The sequence below is a fragment of the Arcobacter arenosus genome (assembly GCF_005771535.1).
In the GTDB taxonomy this organism is placed as follows: Bacteria; Campylobacterota; Campylobacteria; order Campylobacterales; family Arcobacteraceae; genus Halarcobacter; species Halarcobacter arenosus.
Genome location: NZ_VANU01000004.1, coordinates 73897 through 95188 on the forward strand (window position 1 = coordinate 73897; position 21292 = coordinate 95188).

General features: G+C 27.3%; 22 protein-coding genes. 12 read left to right on the forward strand and 10 right to left on the reverse strand.

The window, feature by feature from the left end:
- Positions 1 to 9 precede the first annotated feature (9 nt).
- Positions 10 to 423, reverse strand: a complete 414-nt coding sequence (locus FDK22_RS09500) for a hypothetical protein (RefSeq protein WP_138152695.1) — start codon at positions 421 to 423, stop codon at positions 10 to 12.
- Between the two features lie 165 nt (positions 424 to 588).
- Between FDK22_RS09500 and FDK22_RS09505 the strand changes: the two genes are divergently transcribed.
- From FDK22_RS09505 to FDK22_RS09515, 3 genes are all read left to right on the forward strand, one after another.
- On the forward strand, positions 589 to 1638 hold the full coding sequence (locus FDK22_RS09505; RefSeq protein ID WP_138152696.1) for a CNNM domain-containing protein: 1050 nt from the start codon (positions 589 to 591) through the stop codon (positions 1636 to 1638).
- An 87-nt stretch (positions 1639 to 1725) separates the two neighbouring features.
- Positions 1726 to 4098 (forward strand): ATP-binding protein, encoded by a 2373-nt coding sequence (locus tag FDK22_RS09510; RefSeq protein ID WP_138152697.1) that lies wholly within the window; start codon positions 1726 to 1728, stop codon positions 4096 to 4098.
- A gap of 1 nt (position 4099) precedes the next feature.
- Complete coding sequence (locus tag FDK22_RS09515) at positions 4100 to 4576, forward strand: HugZ family pyridoxamine 5'-phosphate oxidase (RefSeq protein WP_138152698.1); 477 nt, start codon at positions 4100 to 4102, stop codon at positions 4574 to 4576.
- A 4-nt stretch (positions 4577 to 4580) separates the two neighbouring features.
- Here FDK22_RS09515 and pdxH read toward each other — a convergent pair whose 3' ends face one another.
- Entirely contained in the window at positions 4581 to 5222 is a 642-nt protein-coding gene (pdxH, locus tag FDK22_RS09520) for a pyridoxamine 5'-phosphate oxidase (RefSeq protein ID WP_228711688.1), read from the reverse strand.
- 89 nt (positions 5223 to 5311) lie between these two features.
- The gene (locus FDK22_RS09525) at positions 5312 to 5995 is read right to left on the reverse strand and encodes a hypothetical protein (protein ID WP_138152699.1); all 684 of its coding nucleotides are present in this window, start codon (positions 5993 to 5995) and stop codon (positions 5312 to 5314) included.
- Between the two features lie 165 nt (positions 5996 to 6160).
- On the opposite strand from FDK22_RS09525, the gene FDK22_RS09530 reads away from it, so the two are divergent.
- Complete coding sequence (locus FDK22_RS09530) at positions 6161 to 7945, forward strand: L,D-transpeptidase family protein (protein ID WP_138152700.1); 1785 nt, start codon at positions 6161 to 6163, stop codon at positions 7943 to 7945.
- Here the strand turns inward: FDK22_RS09530 and FDK22_RS09535 are convergent.
- The gene (locus FDK22_RS09535; RefSeq protein WP_228711689.1) at positions 7942 to 9063 is read right to left on the reverse strand and encodes a hypothetical protein; all 1122 of its coding nucleotides are present in this window, start codon (positions 9061 to 9063) and stop codon (positions 7942 to 7944) included. The genes FDK22_RS09530 and FDK22_RS09535 overlap by 4 nt on opposite strands.
- 121 nt (positions 9064 to 9184) lie before the next feature.
- Between FDK22_RS09535 and FDK22_RS09540 the strand changes: the two genes are divergently transcribed.
- Both FDK22_RS09540 and FDK22_RS09545 read left to right on the forward strand, forming a co-directional pair.
- Complete coding sequence (locus FDK22_RS09540) at positions 9185 to 9703, forward strand: hypothetical protein (protein ID WP_138152702.1); 519 nt, start codon at positions 9185 to 9187, stop codon at positions 9701 to 9703.
- Positions 9704 to 10393 (forward strand): SDR family NAD(P)-dependent oxidoreductase, encoded by a 690-nt coding sequence (locus FDK22_RS09545; protein WP_138152703.1) that lies wholly within the window; start codon positions 9704 to 9706, stop codon positions 10391 to 10393. It abuts the gene before it with no gap.
- Between the two features lie 4 nt (positions 10394 to 10397).
- Here FDK22_RS09545 and FDK22_RS09550 read toward each other — a convergent pair whose 3' ends face one another.
- The 4 genes from FDK22_RS09550 to FDK22_RS09565 all read right to left on the reverse strand — a co-directional run bounded on the left by FDK22_RS09550 (position 10398) and on the right by FDK22_RS09565 (position 14384).
- The gene (locus FDK22_RS09550) at positions 10398 to 11639 is read right to left on the reverse strand and encodes an L-lactate MFS transporter (RefSeq protein WP_138152704.1); all 1242 of its coding nucleotides are present in this window, start codon (positions 11637 to 11639) and stop codon (positions 10398 to 10400) included.
- A 95-nt stretch (positions 11640 to 11734) separates the two neighbouring features.
- On the reverse strand, positions 11735 to 12943 hold the full coding sequence (sstT, locus tag FDK22_RS09555; protein ID WP_138152705.1) for a serine/threonine transporter SstT: 1209 nt from the start codon (positions 12941 to 12943) through the stop codon (positions 11735 to 11737).
- Between the two features lie 110 nt (positions 12944 to 13053).
- A complete protein-coding gene (locus FDK22_RS09560; protein WP_138152706.1) occupies positions 13054 to 13956 on the reverse strand; it encodes a class I SAM-dependent methyltransferase in 903 nt (300 codons plus the stop codon).
- Positions 13956 to 14384, reverse strand: coding sequence for a MarR family winged helix-turn-helix transcriptional regulator (locus tag FDK22_RS09565; RefSeq protein WP_138152707.1), 429 nt, complete (start codon positions 14382 to 14384; stop codon positions 13956 to 13958). Before FDK22_RS09565 ends, FDK22_RS09560 begins: the two co-directional genes overlap by 1 nt.
- Positions 14385 to 14451: 67 nt before the next feature.
- Here FDK22_RS09565 and FDK22_RS09570 point away from each other — a divergent pair, with 67 nt between their 5' ends.
- On the forward strand, positions 14452 to 14769 hold the full coding sequence (locus tag FDK22_RS09570; RefSeq protein ID WP_138152708.1) for a monooxygenase: 318 nt from the start codon (positions 14452 to 14454) through the stop codon (positions 14767 to 14769).
- Here FDK22_RS09570 and FDK22_RS09575 read toward each other — a convergent pair.
- The gene (locus FDK22_RS09575; RefSeq protein WP_138152709.1) at positions 14766 to 15248 is read right to left on the reverse strand and encodes a GreA/GreB family elongation factor; all 483 of its coding nucleotides are present in this window, start codon (positions 15246 to 15248) and stop codon (positions 14766 to 14768) included. The two genes, FDK22_RS09570 and FDK22_RS09575, sit on opposite strands and share 4 nt — an antisense overlap.
- Before the next feature lie 62 nt (positions 15249 to 15310).
- Here FDK22_RS09575 and FDK22_RS09580 point away from each other — a divergent pair, with 62 nt between their 5' ends.
- From FDK22_RS09580 to murU, 5 genes are read left to right on the forward strand one after another with little or no spacing between them, the layout of a single operon-like run.
- Positions 15311 to 16324, forward strand: coding sequence for a glycoside hydrolase family 3 N-terminal domain-containing protein (locus tag FDK22_RS09580; protein ID WP_138152710.1), 1014 nt, complete (start codon positions 15311 to 15313; stop codon positions 16322 to 16324).
- Complete coding sequence (locus FDK22_RS09585) at positions 16324 to 17808, forward strand: sodium:solute symporter family transporter (RefSeq protein ID WP_138152711.1); 1485 nt, start codon at positions 16324 to 16326, stop codon at positions 17806 to 17808. Before FDK22_RS09580 ends, FDK22_RS09585 begins: the two co-directional genes overlap by 1 nt.
- A complete protein-coding gene (locus FDK22_RS09590; protein WP_228711690.1) occupies positions 17795 to 18898 on the forward strand; it encodes an anhydro-N-acetylmuramic acid kinase in 1104 nt (367 codons plus the stop codon). Before FDK22_RS09585 ends, FDK22_RS09590 begins: the two co-directional genes overlap by 14 nt.
- Positions 18885 to 19847 carry an aminoglycoside phosphotransferase family protein gene (locus FDK22_RS09595; protein ID WP_138152712.1) on the forward strand — a complete coding sequence of 321 codons (963 nt, stop codon included), beginning with the start codon at positions 18885 to 18887 and terminating at the stop codon, positions 19845 to 19847. Before FDK22_RS09590 ends, FDK22_RS09595 begins: the two co-directional genes overlap by 14 nt.
- On the forward strand, positions 19820 to 20464 hold the full coding sequence (gene murU, locus FDK22_RS09600) for an N-acetylmuramate alpha-1-phosphate uridylyltransferase MurU (protein ID WP_228711691.1): 645 nt from the start codon (positions 19820 to 19822) through the stop codon (positions 20462 to 20464). Before FDK22_RS09595 ends, murU begins: the two co-directional genes overlap by 28 nt.
- Here murU and FDK22_RS09605 read toward each other — a convergent pair.
- Positions 20447 to 21268, reverse strand: coding sequence for a Cof-type HAD-IIB family hydrolase (locus FDK22_RS09605; RefSeq protein WP_138152713.1), 822 nt, complete (start codon positions 21266 to 21268; stop codon positions 20447 to 20449). The two genes, murU and FDK22_RS09605, sit on opposite strands and share 18 nt — an antisense overlap.
- Positions 21269 to 21292: the final 24 nt, after the last annotated feature.

Here is a 21292-nt window from a genome sequence, read left to right on the forward strand (position 1 = left end):
CTAAACTACTTAACTTAATTCAGCTGCTTGTTCTGCTTTAGCTTGTGCTATAAAATAAGCTTTGAGTTTCATCATCTCATCAGTTGGAAACTGACTTTCAGACTCACCCCTTACAGCTTTTACAAAAAAATCTTTAGAATCGTTGTTAAAACCAAAATTTAAATTAGTAAGTACTACTTCTTGATATTGCGCAACATCTTGTGCAGTAACCTCTTTAGTTTCACTTGCTTCTGAAACTTCATTATTTATTTCATTTGAAGAAGAAGACTCTTCTACATTTTTAAAAAAAGAATCTTTGGCAATTTGTTTTGCCTCATCACCACTTTTTAGTTTTGCAATTTCATTTGAAGGTTGTATTTGCTGAATTAAAATCTGTTGATTATCAGCATACTGATTCATATTAGAAATCAATCCATATTCCATGACTACCTCCTTTTTTTATTATTATACAAAAAAATTGTTTTTTTTGTCAAAAAAAAAACCATTTTCATCATTTTTTTGGTATTATACGTTGTAAATTTTTATAACAAAGGAGTAGTGATTGGAAGATAGTTCCCAGAGGTGCAGTTTAGTAAATAAAGGTGTAAAATGGATGTATTAATATTTCTATTTATACTTGTAATAGGCACGTCATTTTTATGTTCTGTTTTAGAATCAGTTATTCTATCTACGAATTTTAGCTATATCTCAGTAGTTGAAAATGAAAATCCAAAAACTGGAAAACTTTTAAAAGAATTAAAAACAAATATTGATCAATCTATAGCTTCAATATTGATTTTAAATACTATTGCAAATACTTTAGGTGCGACAGCCATTGGTGTTCAAGCTCAAAATGTATTTGAAGGTGATGCAACATTAGTAATGATTGTTTCAATCGTATTAACTTTTGCAATATTATTTGTTGCAGAGATTATTCCCAAAACAATTGGTGCAGTTTACTGGAAGCAATTAGCTCCAATAAGTGCAAGTTTTATTAAGGCATTTGTATTTTTAACTTATCCAATAATTTTAATTACACAATTTGTAACTAAAAAAATTAAAGGAAAAGAAAATTCTGACTCATTATCAAGAGAAGAACTAATTCATACTACACTATTAAGTGAAGAAGAAGGTGTTATTGGAGATTTAGAATCAGATATTATTGAAAATACTTTAACATTAAACGAAATAAAAATAAAAGATATTTTAACTCCAAGATCTGTTATGTATGCAGTTGAAAAAGATACTATAATTAAAGATATTTTAGAGGATAAAAGAACTTATAAATTTTCAAGAGTTCCTGTATATGAGGGGACAATTGATAATATAATTGGAGTTATTTTAACAAAAAAGCTTTTTAAACAAGCAATTAAAAACGAGACATCGAAAATTGAAGCGATTATGAAACCTGTATTTGCTTTAAACGAAAATATTCCTGTTGGAAAAGCTTTAAATAAATTTATTGAAAAAAGAGAACATATGTTTGTTGTTCTTGATAATTATGATCAAACTGAAGGAATTATTACTTTAGAAGATTGTATTGAAACACTTTTAGGCTTAGAAATTATGGATGAGTCTGATACTACAGCTGATATGAGAAGATTAGCACTAAATAAAATGAAAGCAAAAAGAAAAGAGAGAGCAAGCAAAGGAGCTTAAGCTCTCTTTTCTTAACAAGACAACTACAAATAACTTTTAATTTACTTTTTTTGATATAATTCGTCACTAAACTTTTAAAGGCTTATTATGAGTAGCACATTTAATTATGAAAACCTTAAACTTTTTTATATAGGAAAAGAAAAAGTAGATGAAAGATTAATCCCATTAGTTTATAAAAATAAACAACTCACAACACATGCAGCAATTATTGGTATGACAGGAAGTGGGAAAACAGGACTTGGTATTTCATTACTTGAAGAAGCAGCTATTGATAATATTCCTTCTATAATTATTGATCCAAAAGGTGATATGGGCAATTTATTATTAACATTTCCCAAATTGAGAGCAAAAGACTTTGAGCCCTGGATTGAAGAACAAGATGCTATTAATAGCTCTATGAGTGTTACTGAACTAGCACAAAAGACGGCTTCTTTATGGGAAAATGGTCTTCTCAATGATTTTCAAAATAAAGATAGAATAGAGAAATTAAAAAATAGTGCAGATTTTACGATTTATACTCCAGGAAGTACCTCAGGAGTTCCTGTATCTGTCTTAGCATCTTTTAAAGCCCCATCAAAAGAAATTTTAGATGACGCAGATATTTTAAATCAATTAGTTAATTCAACTGTTTCTTCATTACTTTCTTTAGTTGAAATAAAAGAAAGCAGCTCTTCAAAGGAGCATATTTTATTATCTTCAATTTTTATGGACTACTACTATCAAGGAAAAGATTTAAGTTTAGAAGAACTCATCTCAAATATTGTAAGTCCTCCTTTTAAAAAAGTAGGAATATTTGACTTATACACTTTTTTTGCTTCTGAAGATAGATTAAAATTCGCATTAAAACTAAATTCAATTATTGCAAACCCATCATTTAAAACATGGATTGAAGGTGAGCCTCTAGATATATCTAAAATGTTATATGACGAAAATGGAAAAGCAAAAGTATCAATTTTTTCTATTTCCCATTTAAATGATTCTCAGAGGATGTTCTTTGTATCTCTTTTATTAAATCAAATGGTAGCTTGGATGAGAAGACAAGAGGGAACAAGTTCATTAAAAGCTTTACTTTATATGGATGAGATTTTCGGATACTTTCCACCATCAAAGAACCCTCCTACAAAACAACCAATGTTAACACTTTTAAAACAAGCCAGATCTTTTGGTGTAGGAGTTATTTTATCAACACAAAATCCAGTTGATTTAGATTACAAAGGTTTATCAAATATTGGAACCTGGTTTATTGGTAGATTACAAACAAAACAAGATAAAGAAAAAGTTATTGATGGGTTAACAACAGGAGCCAATTCAAACCTAGATAAAAAAGAGCTTTTTGATTTATTATCTAAACTTGAAAAAAGAAATTTTATAATGAAAAATATTCATGAAGATACAGTAAAAGTTTTTAAAACAAGATGGGTTTTGTCATATTTAAAGGGTCCTATATCTAAAGAAGATATAAAACAATTGATGTCTGAAAAAATCAAAAAAACATTAATAAAAAATAAAGAAGAAACTGATGATAAAAAATCTTTAAGAAGAAACCTTGATAATTCTAATAATAACATAAAACCAATAGTTCCAAATGAATTAGAAGAATTATACTTATATAAATCACAAAGTGATTCATACCAAATGCAACCTTATCTTTTAGCTTCTTCAGAAATAAATTTTTATAGTGCAGCTAAAGATATTGATTTAAAAAAACAGATCATTGAAAAAATTTATTTAGATGAAACAAATTTAGAAGTAAACTGGGATGACAATGAATTACTAAAAGAAAAAGAGTTTACTAGAAATGAAAAGATAAACTCTTCTTACTATAATCTTCCAAATTTTATGTTAAACATAAGAGATTTAAAAGAAATCCACAAAGATTTTACTAATAGAATCTATAAAAATAATGTTTTAATTCTTTATAAGAATAAGCCATTAAAATTACTATCAAAACAAAATGAATCATTAGAAGATTTTAAAATTAGAATCCAAGATAGATTAAATGAAAATATTGATGAAGAAGTAGAAAAACTTCAAATAAAATTTCAAAGAGATGAAAAAAGATTAGAAAATAAATTAAATGATTTATATGTAAAACTTGAAAGAGAAAAAGACCAAGCAACAGCAAAAACAACTGATACCTTAATATCAATTGGTTCTTCTATTTTAGGTGCATTTTTTGGTAAATCTTCATCAAATAGAACAAATATTGGAAGGGCAGCAAGTGGTATTAAAAATGCTTCAAAAGTATTAAAAGAAAGAAAAGATGTAAAATTTGTTGAATCAGAAATAGAAGAGGTTTCAAATGAAATTTCTTCTTTAAATCAAAAACTTAAAATAGAAATTGAAAAAATAAAAGAAGCGTTTAACTTCAATAACTATGAAATAGAAGAAGAAAAAGTAAAATTAAGAAGAAAAGATATTTATAATGTATCAATTTCACTTTTATGGGAAGAGGTTTAAAATGTTAAAAGAGTTTATCAGTTCATTTAAAAGTTGTGTTTTATCAACCATTGATGAAAAAGGAAATCCTTTTACAAGTTATGCTCCTTTTATTATTAAAGATGGAAAATACTATGTTTATATTAGTTCAATGGCTAAACATACCCAAAATCTTGATTTACATAAAAAAGTTGCATTATTTTTTGTTGAAGATGAAATTAGTTGTGAAAATATTTTTGGTAGAAAAAGAGTAGTTTTACAATGTAATTCAAAAAAACTTCAAAGAGATACTGAAAGTTTTGAAGAACTTGTAAATATTTTTGAAGAGAAACATGGTTCTACTATGAAAATGTTAAAGTCTATGAAAGATTTTTCATTTTATGAATTTGAAGTTTTTGACGGCGAAGCTGTATTTGGCTTTGGAGAAGCCTATAATGTAGGTGGAAAAAATTTCGATGAATTAGTTGAAAGAAAAGGATTAAGTGGCCATAAGAAATAAATTCTTATGGTGCTAATCTCTCACATTTCCAAGTATTATCATCTTGTAAAGTATAAACAAATCTATCATGTAATCTATTCTCTCCACCTTGCCAAAACTCAATTTTAAATGGTTTTACAATATATCCTCCCCAAAAATCAGGGAATGGTATTTCACCTTTTATAAATTTGTTTTTTATCTCATTAAATTTTGCTTCAAGTAAAGACCTAGAACTAATAACTTCACTTTGATGGGAAACCCAAGCACCAATTTGACTACCTTTAGGTCTAGATAAAAAATATTTTAAAGACTCTTTTGTAGAAATTTTTTCTATACTTCCTTCTATTTTAACTTGTCTATCTAATTCTAGCCAAGGGAATAACATTCCCGCATAAGGATTTTCTTCAATATCAACCGCTTTTTTTGATTTATAATTAGAGAAAAAGACAAAACCATTTTTATCAAAAATCTTCATTAAAACAGTTCTTACACTTGGAATTTTATTATTTCCAACTGTTGCAAGGGCAAAAGCGTTAGGTTCAGTAAGTTTTGCATCAAGAGCTTGTTGGAACCATAACTCAAATTGTACCATTGGATCGGGATTTAAATCTTTTTCATCAAGACCTTTTTTTCTATATTCCCGTCTCATAGATGTTGCATCAATCAATTTGTTTTCCTAATGTTAATATTTATAATTTTAACATTTTTAAATGTAAGTTTGTAGGGGATTTTTGAATATAGAAGCAGAAATAAAAATTATTCTTCTATTTCTGCTGTAGATTGAGATTCTAATTCTTTTTGTGAATCTGTTTTTAAAAGCTCTTCGATTTTTTCATCTATTATTGTTAAGGTCTCTTTTTGTGTTTGATATGAAATTTCAGGTAATGTTTCACCCCACATCTTTTCAGCCTCTTCAAAACCTTGAATAACACCTCTTCTTGCTTCTTGTAATGCTTCTACATTATCTCCTGCTAGATTTATAACAAAAGAACTAACTCTTTTTGATGTTTCTGAAATACCAAAAAAACCTTCATCAGAAACTAATTGTTTTGCTTCATCTGCAGATAATTCAGTAATAGGTTTACCATCATAACCAATAGATTTTAAGGAAAAACCTCCATCAATCTCTTTTCCAGATAAAAAGTTATAGACATCTTCATTATTGATAATGTTCATTAATGAACTTTGAGCTGAAGTATTTCCTTGAGAGTATTCAACACTTTTTATGTTTAAAAATACTTTCAAGCTTTCCATTGAAATTGAAACATTAACTGCAGAATTATGAATTTTACTTTCATTATTTGCGGGGTCATATATCTTATGGCCTTCTAAAGGATTTTGAACCTTATTGTGTTCAGCCACTTTTTCATAAGCTTTTGCTTTTTCAGCTTGAAATGTACTATTTAACTGATTATCAACATTTAAACTAATTGCATCCATTTCAAACTCCTTATTATATATTATCTAACTTTACTATTACATTTCTTAAAATTAGCTTATAAGATAATCTTTATTTATATAATATTTAGTTTTATCTTTAATTTTATTTCTATATTTTATTTTAGTTTTTTTTCACTATAATATTTGCGATTAGGGGAAACATTAATGATTAGATTTTTTTATTTTTTATTATTTACAACAATTTATACATATGCAAACACCTCAAGTTATACAACTAATGAACAATATGTTTTTGAAGAGAATCAACAAAATAAAAGCTTTACACCACTAGAAAATGATTTTTTTAAAAAAGAAATAGAAACAGAAATAAAAAAATTATTAAAAACAAAAAATCCTTCTAAGCTAAGTTATAGATTAACAAAAAAGTATTACAAAAATCATAATTATAATCCATTTTTTATATCTGATAAAGGGATAAAAAATATAACCTTTGAACTTCTTACAATTATTAAAAAAGATGAAGTTTTAAAACCTTTTATCTCTAAATTTTTTGATATTGATTCAATTGAGAAACAAATTAATCTAATTAATCAAAAAACTCTTGATGCAAAAGAGTTAGTAAAATTAGATTTTATGATGATTTCTACTTATCATATTTATATGAGACACCTATCAAATGGTATTATTGATTGGGAGAAGTTTGAAGAAGACCTAGCAAAACTTGAAGAAGAGGAAGAGATAATTGCAAAATGGCAGAGATATAAAGTTTTTACTAATTATAGAAAACTTCTTTATAAAGCTGTTGAAAATGATGATATCTCTTTAGCAATTGATAAAACAAACTACACTTTCCCTAAAGTAAAAGAGTTATCAAATACTATTAATAAATACGAAGAGATTAAAAGAAATGGTGGTTTTGTAAAAATTCCAGAAATTAAATACTCCCTAAAAAAAGACAATTATTATTCACAAATTTATCATTTAAGACAAAGGCTTTATCAAAGTGGTGACTTAGCAAATGTAGATTGTCAAATAGAAGATAAAATTGATGAAAACAAAAAATTAAAAAGTTGCTATGAGTATTTTGATAATTCAGTTTTTGAAGCAGTTAAAAAATTTCAAAAAAGACATGGACTATTTGATGATGGAATTGTTGGTAAAAATACAATTAAATGGTTAAATCTATCAATAGATGATAGAATAAAAACCATTAGATTAAATCTTGAAAGAATGAGATGGCTACCAAGAAACCTTGGAGAAAAATACATAATTGTTAATATCCCTGATTTTCAACTAAAAATGTATAATAACTCTGAAAAGATTTTAGATATGGCTGTAGTTGTTGGAGAAAGAGAACACCCTACTCCAATCTTTAGCCATAAAATATCAACTGTAGTTTTAAACCCTTATTGGAGAATACCTCAAAGAATTGTAAGGCGTGAAATAATCCCAAAACTTGTAGAAGACTCTATGTATTTAGTTGAAAATGAGATTAAAGCTTTTGAAAACTGGGATCATAAATCAATGGAATATGATGTATCTGCTGTGGATTGGAGTATGTATTTAGACAATGAATTAATTGGTACTAGTGAATCTGCCCCAATGAGATTTATTCAAATCCCAGGAGAAAAAAATCCTTTAGGAAGAATGAAATTTTTATTTCCAAATAAATATTCGGTATATCTTCATGATACACCAGCAAAATCTTTATTTAAAAAATCCTCAAGAGCTTTTTCCCATGGATGTATTAGAGTTTCAAAGCCACATGAATTATTAAAAGTAATTGCAGATGAAGATAAAACTTTTAAATATGAAGAGGCACAAGAGATTTTGAATGATATAGAGAAAAAAGACTTAGATTTAAAAAACAAAATTCCTGTTCATATAGTTTATTTAACCTCTTGGATTGATGAAGAGGGGAATATCCAATTTAGGGATGATATTTACAACTATGATAAGATGCAAATAAAACATATTTATGAAAATTAAGAAAGAGGTTTAAAACTTTTTAAACTCTCTTTTAATTGTTTTATATAATCTAACTCTAAAAAATACTCAGGTTTTACAAGATACTTCATAAATCTAACTTCAGCATTTGTAAAACCATCTAACTCTTTATCTTTTATAGAGGTTTCTTTAGTGGTTATTCTAACTCTTTTTAGTTTTCCATTTTGGTTTTTTACATAAAAAACTAAATCAAAATCTTTTGTATTTATTTTTTCAATAGTTACAAATACATTTAAAATATAATCTGAATATGAAGGTACAAGCTTTAAAAACTCATCAATATCTAAAAAACCTATATAAAGTTTTGTATAAATACCAAAATATAAAGAGAGTTTTTTTGATTTAAAAAAGTTTAAATCCACAAAACCTTTTTCTCTACTTTTTTTAAATATCCACTCTAAAGTTTGAAAATATATAAATTTTGAATGTCTTATTGTATATGCTTCTATAAATTTTTCATGGGTATATGGTGTTTTAAAATTACGTTTTTTTCTATTAAAAACAAGTTGTTTTAGAAGTTCATCATCATTTAAATCTTTTGTAATCCAAATAGTACAATATTGAGGAAACCTTTTTAATCCAACTGTACCTTGTGTTAATATTATTAAAGCTCTAATATGAAACTTAGGAAATAAAACCTTTAATAAGGCATATTTTTTTTCTAGTCTTTTATTTAAACTTACTGTTTTTTTTGAAGTACTCATCTCTACAAAATAAAGTGCATCATTAGTAAAAAAAAGTGCATCAAATTCACTTATATCTTTATAATTTGATTTATAGGCAATTTGTAGTTTTTTGTCAATCATCAAACCTGTTTTATAAAATTTATCTATTCTATTTTGGTGAGGGCCTTTTAAAACAAACTTTGTAATAAAATCATTATGTAAGGCATATTCCAAAAGTAGTTCATATATGATGTTTTCAAAAACTTCACCTTTAAAACTATTATAAGTGGCAATATCCTCTAAAGGTATCTCTTTATTTTCTGATTTTAATAGGGGTTTTACATTTCTTGAATCATATTTATAGAAGAATAGATGTTCTTTAATTTTTGTTGTGTCTAAATTTTTTATTTCATTTGATATTTTTAACTGCTGCAAATCACTTAACTTTCTTTCAAAACCTTTAATTTTGGGGATTATATCTAAACTCATCAAGTTTGTAAAGTGAATTTAAATAAATAAAAATATAATTATTTAAAATAAAAAGAAAATGGATTATATGAAACATATCGTAGTTTTAATTATTATAGTTTTTACTTTTACAGCTTGTGGTACAAAACAAATTATAAAAAATGAGGTTTTAGAACAAAAAGAGAATAATGTTTCTAAACTCTATTCTAAAGTTATATCTTTATCTGAAGATATAGATAAACAAGAGGCTAAAAAGTTTTCACAAGAGGTTATTTTCTTCTCGAAAAAATTAGCCTTTGAATATGAGGTTCAAACCCCTGCTTTAATACACAATACCTTAATCAACTTAGGTTTAAAACAAAGGGGACTTTGTTATCATTATGCTAATGATTTATTAAGTTTTCTTAAAAGTAAGAACTTTAAAACTATAAACTTTAAAAAAGTTATTGCAAAAAGAGGTGAATATTTTGAACATACTGCCTTAATTTTGACAAGAGATGATATTAAATTTGAAAATGCTATTATATTTGATGCTTGGAGAGATTCAGGTGAACTTTTTTTTAGTAGTATAAAAGATGATAATAGATACAAATGGGAGTTAAAATAGATGAAAAAAAATATATTAATCACAGGTTGTAGTTCAGGACTTGGACTTGCATTAACAAACTATTATTTAGATAAAGAGTATATTGTTTATGGAATTAGTAGAACTAAACCAAATATAGAAGATAAAAATTTTATTTTTAAAAAATATGATTTATCAAAAATTGAACTTATAAATCAAGAACTAACTGCATTTTTATCACAGGTAAAAGAGTTTGAAGTGGTTTATTTAAATGCTGGAATGTTAGGTGGAATTAAAATCTTAAAAGATTTATCATGTGATGAAATAAAAGAGGTTTTAGATTTAAATGTTTTTGCAAATAAAGAACTTCTTGATATATTAAGCCCTATGCAAATAAATACAATAATTGGGATATCATCAGGAGCGTCAGTTAAAGGGTCTAAAGGCTGGGGAGCATATTCACTTTCAAAAGCTAGTTTAAATATGTTACTTTCACTTTATTCAAAAGAGATGTTAGATACAAAAATTCTTGCAGTTGCTCCAGGGGTTATTGAAACACCAATGACTGATGTTATTAGATTTGATGTAGATGATAATATTTTTACCTCGGCAAAGGTTTTAAAAGAGGGAGAAATCCAACAGCCACTTGATGCAGCTGCTAGATTAGACGAAGTTGTAAAAAGAGCTGATGAGTTTGAATCAGGCTCTTTTATTGATGTAAGAAATATATAAAATTTTATATTCCCTTTTCTTTTTTGATTTTTTTGATATTTGATAACATCAAAATTGAAATAACTAAAGCTATTAGGAAAAATCCTGAAAATACATATAATGTTTGAGAATAGCTTCCTGTTATATCTTTTACAATTGAGATGATTAATGGACCAACTAATCCTGCAGCTGCCCATGCTGTTAAGATATACCCATGGATAGCACCTAATTCTTTTGTTCCAAAAATATCACCAATATAAGCTGGAATTGAAGCAAAACCTCCACCATAACAACTCATAATAAAATATAAAATCACTTGAAAAACAACAATTTCAGTGATTGAAGGTAACATATAAAAAGCAACCGCTTGTGTTGCAAAAAATATTATATAAACAACTGGTCTTGTTAAAAGGTCAGATAATGAAGCCCAAAAGATTCTCCCTGCACCATTAAATATACCCATTAAACCAACTGCCGCGGCTGCTGCGATTGCTGAGATACCAACTACTTCTTGAAGTAAAGGAGAAGCAACTCCAATAATTGCAATACCACAAGTCACATTTATAAATAACATCAACCATAAACCATAAAACCTTGGAGTCTTAATAGCTTCATTAACCGTTAAATTTGCTAAATCTTTTTTTAGCTTTTTCTTACCAGATTCAATTTTCTTTTTAAATTTTTCTGGCATAAAATCCTCTTCTGGTTTTTGCAAATAAAGTGCAGATAAAAACATAACTACAAAATAAATGGCACCCAAAATGAAAAAAGTATTTGAAATTCCAACTTTTTCAATTAAAATTTTAATTGTAGGACCCCAAATAGCCGATGCAAAACCAAATCCCATAATTGCTAAACCAGTAGCCATTCCTCTTTTATCAGGGAACCACTTTACTAAAGTTGAAACTGGCGAAATATAACCAATACCTAAACCACATCCCCCTAATACTCCATAAAAGAAATATAAAAGTAGTTTTGATTCCATTAAGATTGCAAGCCCAGAACCCATAGTACCTAACCCAAATAATGAAGCAGCAATTAATGCTGATACCCTAGGTCCATTTTTTTCTACAAATTTTCCCATAAGTGCGGCAGATAATCCTAAAAAGAAAATTGCAACACTAAAAGCAATAGTTACATCAGTTAAGTTCCATTGCATCTGTTCTTGTATTGGTTTTACATACACACTCCATGCATATACAGAACCAATACAAATATGTACACCAACAGCAGCAAGTGCCATTAGCCATCTATTTTTTTCAATCATTAATTTATTCCCCATAAGTAAAATGAAAAAAGATTTTATCTATATTTTTTATTAAAAAGCTAAAAGAAGGGAATTAGTAAGAACTAAGCCTAAGCTTAGTTCTTTTGATGACATGCAGCAGTAAAAAGTACATCTGTTGAAGAGTTAAGTGCGGTTTCCATTGAATCTTGTACAACCCCAATAACAAAACCAATTGCAACAACTTGTAGTGCAATATCATTTGATATTCCAAATAATGAACAAGCTAAAGGAATTAGAAGTAATGAACCCCCTGCAACACCTGAAGCACCACAAGCAGCAAGAGCTGATATAACTGAAAGTAGTAATGCAGTCCCTATATCTACACTCATACCTAAAGTATGAACTGTTGCCAATGTTAAAACAGTAATAGTAACAGCAGCCCCTGCCATATTTGTAGTTGCTCCCAATGGAATTGAAATAGAATATGTATCTTCATTTAAATTTAGTTTTTTACAAAGATCAAGATTAACAGGTATATTTGCTGCACTACTTCTTGTGAAAAATGCAGTAATTCCACTTTCTCTTAAACAAGTAAATACAAGAGGATATGGATTAGATTTAGTTTTAATAAATACAATTATAGGATTAACAATCAAAGCAATAAATAACATAGTACCAACAAGTACAAGTAATAGTTTTGAATAACTTAATAAAGCTGCAAAACCTGTTTGAGCAAAAGTATTTGCAACAAGACCAAAGATTCCAAATGGTGCTAGTTTAATAATAAATTTAACAATTTTTGTAATTCCTGTAGAGATATCAAAAAATACTTTTTTTGTTTCTTCTGCACTATAGTGCATTGCAAAACCAATAGCAATTGCCCAAACTAAAATACCTATAAAATTACCTGTTTGTAAGGCATTTACTGGATTATCAACCATATTAAATAAAACAGTTTTTAAAACATCAATAACACTGTCAGGAGGAGTTAAAGCCTTTTGTGAAGCCTCAATAAGAACAAGTTCAACAGGGAAAAAATAACTAGCAAGAACTGCAATTAATGCAGCCAAAAATGTACCAATTAAATAAAGAATAACAATAGGTTTCATGCCTGTTTGAACACCCACTTCTTTAGTTGCTATTGCAGTTGCAACTAAAACAAAAACCAAAATTGGAGCAATTGCTTTTAATGCACCAACAAATAATGTACCTAAAATAGAAAATGACATGGCCAAATCCTTTGAAACCATGGCCACGACAACACCCAATATAATACCTACAAAAATTTGTAGAACTAAGTTACCATTTGCATATTTTGCAATGATACCACTATTACTTTGCATATGTAATCCTAATAATAAAATTTTAAACCTAAGGATTATATCTAAGAAAGTTTTTACTTTTTATTATGAAAGTTATAGATTAATTGTATATTAGTTTCATTTATTGAGATTTATTTTTCAAATATCAAATTTTTTAAACTTTTATCTTCATTATTTGTTTTAAAGGTTTCCATATTTTGCAATTTTTTAAGATATTTAAAACTTGGTGCATTTTCACTAAACAGATTCAATATAAAGTTTGTATCTAATTCTGGAGCATTCAAACAAGATAAAACTATACACTCTTTACTAGCTAAATCATCTAATCTTTTAATTATCTTTTCATAATCTTTAGTTGCAGCAAAACTTCCTTTTTGAAAAGATGGTGGGTCGATTATAATTAAATCATAGGGTGCTTCTTTTTTAATTCTGCTCCAAGACTTTAAAATATTATAAGGCATAAATTTAACTTTTTTTGTATCATGATTATTTAAATGATGATTTTTTCTTCCTATACTTAAAGCCCCTTTACTCATATCAACATTTACCACTTGTTTTGCACCACCTTCAATGGCACAAACAGAAAAAGCACAAGTATATGAAAAAAGATTAAGGACGTTTTTTTCTTTTGAATTCTCTTTAACAAATTCTCGCCCTATTTTCATATCAGGAAAAATTCCAATATTTTTGTTTGAAAAATTTATTGAATATTTCAAACCATTTTCAATAGCTACCTCTTCACTTTTTACTTCACCAAAAATAATATCACTGGGAGCTTTCTCTTCATATCTTCTTTGAACAATAAATGTCTTAAAATCAAACTCTATTGCAATTTTTTCTAAAAAATCAATAATCTCTTTTTCTTCATCAACTTTCTCAAAAAAAGATGTAAAGAGAATCTTATCAATGGAATCAACTGTTAAAAAGTTAAATCCATCATAAAAATTTCCTCGTCCATGAAAAACTCTTTTCATTTCACAACACTTATCTTCTAAATTTTTTTCAATAATATTTTTAAGAGTCTCTAAATCCACTAATTTTTTACCTTTGAATTTAATATCTCAAATATAATTTCTTGAGATTTAATAAATTGATTTAGCTCTTTAAACCCTAGTTTAGTAGCGATTTCTTCTTGAATTTCTTGAATATATTTATTGGCAACTTCAATAAGTTCTTCACCTTTTTTTGTAAGTTTTACAATCTTTTCTTTCTTATTATCAGAAGATTCAAAACAAATATAGTTAGATTGTTCAAGCCTTTTTAAATTTTTATGCATAGCCTGTCTGGTATATCCAAGTTTTAAAGATAGATTACTAATTGAGATATTTTCAAATTCTACTATATAAGGGAAAATAGTGATTAAAGAGTTTGTTAAATCCTCAAATCCCTCATCTTGGAGTTTTTTAACAATTAAATCATTAAAAATTTTACTTGTTTCTAAAGATAAAAAACATATTGACATTGTAAACCTAGTTGACAAAATTTATTTTTTTTGTTAATATCAAAAAAATTAACAGGAGAATAATAACATGAAATACCTTTTACAGTTGGACTTCCCATATAATGGACCATTTAAAAATGAAATGTATGAAGCGATGAAAGAACTTGCAAAAGATATTGCAAATGAAAATGGACTTGTATTTAAACTTTGGACTGAAAACGAGGAGCAAAAAGAAGCTGGTGGTATATATGTATTTAATAATACTGATGATGCAAATAGATATTTAGATAAACATACTAAAAGATTAGCAAGTTTTGGAATTGAAGGTATTAAAAGTAAACTTTTTAATATAAATGAAGAACTAAGTATTTTAAGTAAAGCTACATTTTTAAAAGATATGGATTAATCAAATTCATATCTTTTTATATCAATAATTTCATACTCAAAAACTTGGTTGTTTATTGTAAACTCAAATTCTTCACCAAGTTCTTTTCCAAGTAAAACCTTACCTAATGGGGATTTGTTTGATATTTTATATTCATTTGGATTTGTTTCAAAAGTACCTACAATTATAAAAGTTTTTTCCTCTTCCTTATCTAAATCTAAAACTTTAACTTCTGAACCAAAATTTACTTTTTCGTGGGGTATTTTTGATGTTTCAACTACAGTTGAATTATTTATAATTTTTTCTAAAAACCTAAGTCTTTTATCAAGGTTTCTAATCATCTCTTTGGCTGAAATATATTCTGCATTTTCACTTCTATCACCATGTTGTGCAGCTATCTCTTTTTCTTTTACCCAATATGGTTTTTCAACCTCAGCTAATTGCTTAAACTCTTTTACGAATCTTTTATATCCGAACTCTGTTATTAACTCTTTTTGCATTTTGTATTATAACAAAAATACACCTTTGTATTTTGCTAATCTTAGCTATACTTCTAAGTAATATGGAAAATTTAAAACAACTTTTATACAAAATGCTTATTATTGGATTTGATGGTAAAGATATTCTCAATAATAAAAAATTAATTACAAATATACAAAATGGTTTAGGTGGTGTAATACTTTTTGATCATTATATTGATGACAAAACAAAATCTAAAAATATACAATCACCCCAACAAGTAAAAAAACTAAATAAATCACTTCAATCTATTAGTGAAAGCCCTTTAATAATTTGTATAGACCAGGAGGGTGGAAAAGTTGCTAGATTAAAAGAAGAAAAAGGTTTTAACATAACTCTTAGTGCAAAGGAGATTGCCTCTTTAGAAGAAAAAGATGCAAAAAAAGAGTATGAAAATCTTAGCTTTCAACTTAAAAACCTTGGTATAAACTGCAATTTTGCTCCCCTAGTAGATTTAGGAATAAACAAAGAATCTAAAATAATTTATGGTTTAGATAGAGCTTATGGTGAAGATAGTGAACAAGTGGTTAAATATGCCCAAATTTTTATGGATGCTTTAAGTAAAAATCAAATAATTTCTGTACTTAAACATTTTCCTGGTCATGGTAGTGCAAAGGGTGACAGCCATGAAGGTTTTGTTGATATAACTAAAACTTGGGATGAGATAGAACTAATTCCATACAAAAAACTTTTACATAAAACAAAGATGATTATGAGTGCTCATGTTTATAATGGAAAAATAGATGAAAATTATCCAGCAACTTTATCTTTCAAAACTAATACACAACTTCTAAGAAAAGAACTTGGGTTTAATGGTGTTTTAGTAACTGATGATTTACAAATGTTAGCAATAAAAAAACACTATAAAAAAGAAGAGACTATTGAATTAGCTATTAACTCAGGAGCTGATATTCTCATGTACTGTAATCAATTAAGCAATGATGATACAGATGAAACAATAGATATGATGATGCATTTAGTTCAAAACAAAAAAATCTCAATTGATAGAATCAAAGAAGCTAACCATAGAATAAATAGATTACTTGAAGGTATATAATGCAAGCTGGTTTTTCATTTATTGATTGGTTTATATTTATTGCTTATTTAATAATTTTACTTTTTTTAGCCTCTTATCTCTCAAACAAAAACATAAACTCATCTAGGGAGTTTTTTACAGCTAAAAACTCTTTTGCTGCTTTACCTGTTGCCCTATCACTTCTAGCAACAGCTCAATCAGCGGCAACTTTTTTAGGTGCTCCTGAGTTTTCTTATAGATATGATTTAACCTTACTTGGATACTCTATTACATCTTTATTAGCAATATATATTGTTGTTAAAGTATTAATTCCAAAACTTTATGAGATGAAAGCAATAAGTGTTTATGAACTGCTTCAAGAAAGATTTGGAGGGAATAGTAGACGTGATGTTGGAATAATGTTTTTAGTAGGAAGATTATTTGCAAGTGGGGCAAGACTTTATATGGCAGCACTAGCTTTAAGTATGATACTTTTTTATGATATTAGTTTAGTTCATGTTAGCTTTTCTGTAATATTACTTACCCTTGGTGCACTAATTTTTACTTATTTTGGTGGGATTAAATCTGTAATCATTAGCGATATACTTCAAATAATAGTTTATTTAGGAGCAGGAATAGCTGTAGTTATTTATCTATATTTATCATTAGCTATGGATTTTAGCCAAATTTTCCAAACTCTAAGTGAAGCTCAAAAATTAAAATATATCGATTTTGAATTAAGTTTTACCAATGAGGGTAAATTTAATATCTTTTCTCTTTTAACAGGTTATATGCTTTTAAATATAGCAGCCTTTGGTCTTGACCAGGATTTAGCCCAAAGGGTTTTATCTTGTAAAGATAAAAAACAAGCAGGATTTTCACTTTATGGAGCAACCCTTTTAAGTATCCCTGTATCAATCCTATTTTTAAGTATTGGATTACTTCTATTTTTATATTATCAAGAGCATACAATAAGTCAAAAATTTGCAGGGGAGAGTATCACTATTTTTATGTATTATATTTTAAATGAGATGCCAAATGGACTAAAAGGTTTTGTAACTATTGGAGCTATTGCTGCAGCACTTAGTAGTACAAACTCTGTTTTAGGAGCAATGAGTAGTGTTGCCATTGAGGATATATATAAGCCATATAAAATTAAACATAAAAAGAATATTGATGAAACCCATTTTGTAAAAACTGCAAAAACTTTTGTTTTAATATTTGCTTTCTTACTTTCGTTAATGGCTATTCTTAGTTTTATAATACATAGTAACTCTTCAATTCCACTTATTAGTTTTGCCCTTGGAGTTATGGCATATGCATATAGTGGGTTACTTGGAGTTTTTGCAAGTGCCCTTTTTACAAATAGAGGAAATGCTAAATTAATCCCTTATTCTCTATTTATTGGGTTTGCAAGTGTTTTTTGTATGCAAGGATATACTTTTGGACTAAATATTGGTTTTGCTTGGCAATTAGTAATTGGAACAACACTTTCATTTGGAGTAATGCAACTTGGTAAAAAATGATTTATATACTAAACTTTATATTGGAGTTATGAGTGGAACTAGTCTTGATGGCATAGATATAGCTTTATGTAAAATAGATGAAAATAGTATACAAACTTTACAAACAAAAGAGTATCCCTTTGATAAACAGATTAAAGAAGATGTTTTAAAAACCATTTCAAATCCTATAACTTTAGAGTTTTTAGGTACGTTAAATCATAAATTAGCTCTTATGTATACAAATGCAATAAAAAATTTTTTGAAAGAGTTTGAAGTTAAAGCTGAAAAAATTATAGCTATTGGTCTACATGGACAAACTATCTGGCATTCTCCAAATAAGCCCTACCCTTTTTCAATGCAATTAGGAGATGGTTCATTTGTGGCAAAAAAACTTCAAATTGATGTAGTAAATGATTTTAGAAGTGGGGATATAGCAAATAATGGTCAAGGTGCACCTTTAACTCCTGCTTTTCATAAATCTTTATTTGATGATAAACAAACAGCAGTATTAAATCTTGGTGGAATTGCAAACATCACTATTTTGACAAAGGAATATTTAGGTTTTGATATTGGCGTTGCAAATATATTAAGTGATTACTGGATACAAAAAAATCAAAAAACCCCTTTTGATAAAGATGGTGTATGGGCTAAAAGTGGAAAAGTAAATGAAGAACTTTTAAGAGTACTACTAGATGACCCTTATTTTAAAAAACTTCCCCCTAAAAGTACAGGCAGAGAGTATTTTAATGCTTCATGGTTAGAAGATAAACTAAAAAACTTTTCTTCTATAAATGCAGTTGATATACAAGCAACACTTTTAGAATTTGTTAGTATTCCTATAATTGAAGCATTAAAAACAAAAGAGATAAAAAGATTAATTGTATGTGGTGGTGGTGCCCAAAATAAATATTTAATGGAAAAACTTTCAAATAGACTAAATAAAATAAAAGTAATAAAAAGTGATGAACTTGGAATAGATAGTAACTTCTTAGAAGCAATTGCCTTTGCATGGTTAGCTTTTAAAAGAATCAATCACCAAGCTATTGATTTGTCAGCAATTACAGGTTCATCAAAACCAACTATTTTAGGAGCAATTCATGGAAAAGATTAAAGAGTTTTTAAAAGATACTTCCTATGAAAATTTTACCATTGAAGTTGCTTCTAGTGATGCTAGTTTTAGAAGATACTTTAGATTAAAAGATAAAAATAAGAGTTTTATTTTAATGGATTCATCTTTAGAAAAATCATCTTTAAAACCTTTTATTAAAGTAACGAATCTTTTATTAAGTGTAAATTCCCATGCTCCAAAAATCGTTTTTGAAGATTATGAAAAAGGTTTTCTGATTTTAGAAGATTTAGGCTCTTTAAATCTACTTGATAAATTAAACAAGGATAACTTTAAAACAGTTTACAAAAAATGCATAGATGAAATTATTACTATGCAAAAAATTGATGCAAAAGATTTACCTTTATATGATGAAGCTTTTTTAAAACAAGAGATGAATTTAATGAAAGAGTGGTTTTTAAATAAATATTTACAAAAAAATCTAAATAAAGAAGAGATTGAGGTTATTGAAAAAAGTATTGATTTAATAGCAAAAAAAGTGCTTTCTCACCCTCAAGGAGTATTTGTACATAGAGATTTTCATTCACGAAATATTATGTTTTGTGAACCACTTGGAATAATAGATTATCAAGATGCTATGAATGGTTCTATTGTATATGATTTAGTATCCTTACTAAAAGATTTATATATAAAATTTAATCCAAAAGATATTGAAAAATTGGCACTTTATTTCAAAGAACAAAAGAGACTTAAAATAAGCGATGAAGAGTTTTTACAATGGTTTGATTTTATGGGATTACAAAGACATATAAAAGTTTTAGGTATTTTTGCAAGACTTTATATAAGAGACAACAAAAATGGATATTTAAAAGATTTACCACTTACTTTAGAATATGTGCTTGAAAGTTTAAAAAAATATCCAGAGCTTAATGAACTTTATGAAATATTATCAAAGGTAAAATTACCATGCCAGCCCCAAATATTACAGCATTGATACTTGCAGCTGGCAGAGGTGAAAGGATGAAACCTTTAACTAATACCACTCCAAAACCACTTTTAAAAGTAAAAGATAAAGCTTTAATACAGTGGCATATTGAAAAGTTAATCGCAAAGGGATTTACAACAATAATTATAAATATTGCATATTTAGGTGAGCAAATTATAGAAAAATTAGGTGATGGTTCAAAGTGGGGAATTAAAATTATATATAGTGATGAAAGACAAAGTGGTGCTTTAGAAACAGCAGGTGCTATTATTAAATCACTGCCCCTTTTAAGTGAAACCTTTTTAGTTGTAAATAGTGATATATGGTGTGATTATGATTTTGATATAAATTTCAAACTAAATAACTCTTTAGCTCATCTAATATTAGTACCAAATCCTAAACACAATCCAAATGGAGACTTTAAATATAAAGATTCTTTTTATACTTTTAGTGGCATTGGATATTACAGTAAAAAGATTTTTGAAAATATGAAAATAGAAAAAAAAGCTTTAGGACCACTTTTAAAAGAACTTGACGCTCAAAATAAAATCAGCTATGAACTTCATAAAGGTATCTGGAGTGATATAGGTACCCCAGAACGTTTAGAGTTAGCCAATAGTTTGTAAGTATTTAGCTACTGCATCTTCATCATTTGTATAAGATGAAACATAAGTAGCTATTTTTTTTAGTTCTTCATGGGCATTTGAAACAGCAACACTAGTTTTTGCCAACTCAAACATTCCCATATCATTTAAATTGTCACCAAAAACTGTAAAATCTTTATAATCAATTTGCATCAATTCATGTACAGTTTTTAAACCATGGGCTTTATCAGCATCTTTATGTAAAATTGTTAGAAAATAACATCCCATATAAGCTTCAGGAGCTAAAATAGATTTAATTTCATCTTTAAAAACTGTATGAAGATTTTCTTGTAATTGTTGTAATTGCTCTTTTGTAGAGAAATAAACTATTTTAAAATTCTCTTTCATTGCTTTTATATTGTTAGATTCTTGAAGATTATCATCCATATGATATCTTTTTATCAACTCATTAGTATAACTATTTCTTTGTTTTGGATATAAAAAAGCCTCATTAAGATTTTTATCTTTTAGGGATAAAACTACAGGATAGATTCCAAGTTTTTTTCCACACTCAATAATCTCATTTCCAATCTCTTGGGATAAAATTTTCATATCTAAAATCTTTTTTTCAGGAGATACTATTAAAGAACCATCTAATAAAATCATTGGTGCGTTTGTATTAAGTCCTTTTAAAAACTGCTCGCTTTTTTTGTAACTTCTAGCTGTAGCAATACTCATAATATGTTTTTTAGACATATTATTCCAAGTGTTTAAACTATAAGAGCTAATAGATAAGTCATTACGTAAAAAAGTGTGGTCAAGGTCAGTTAAAAAAAGTTTAGTCATAATTATCCTTCAAATCAATTTTGA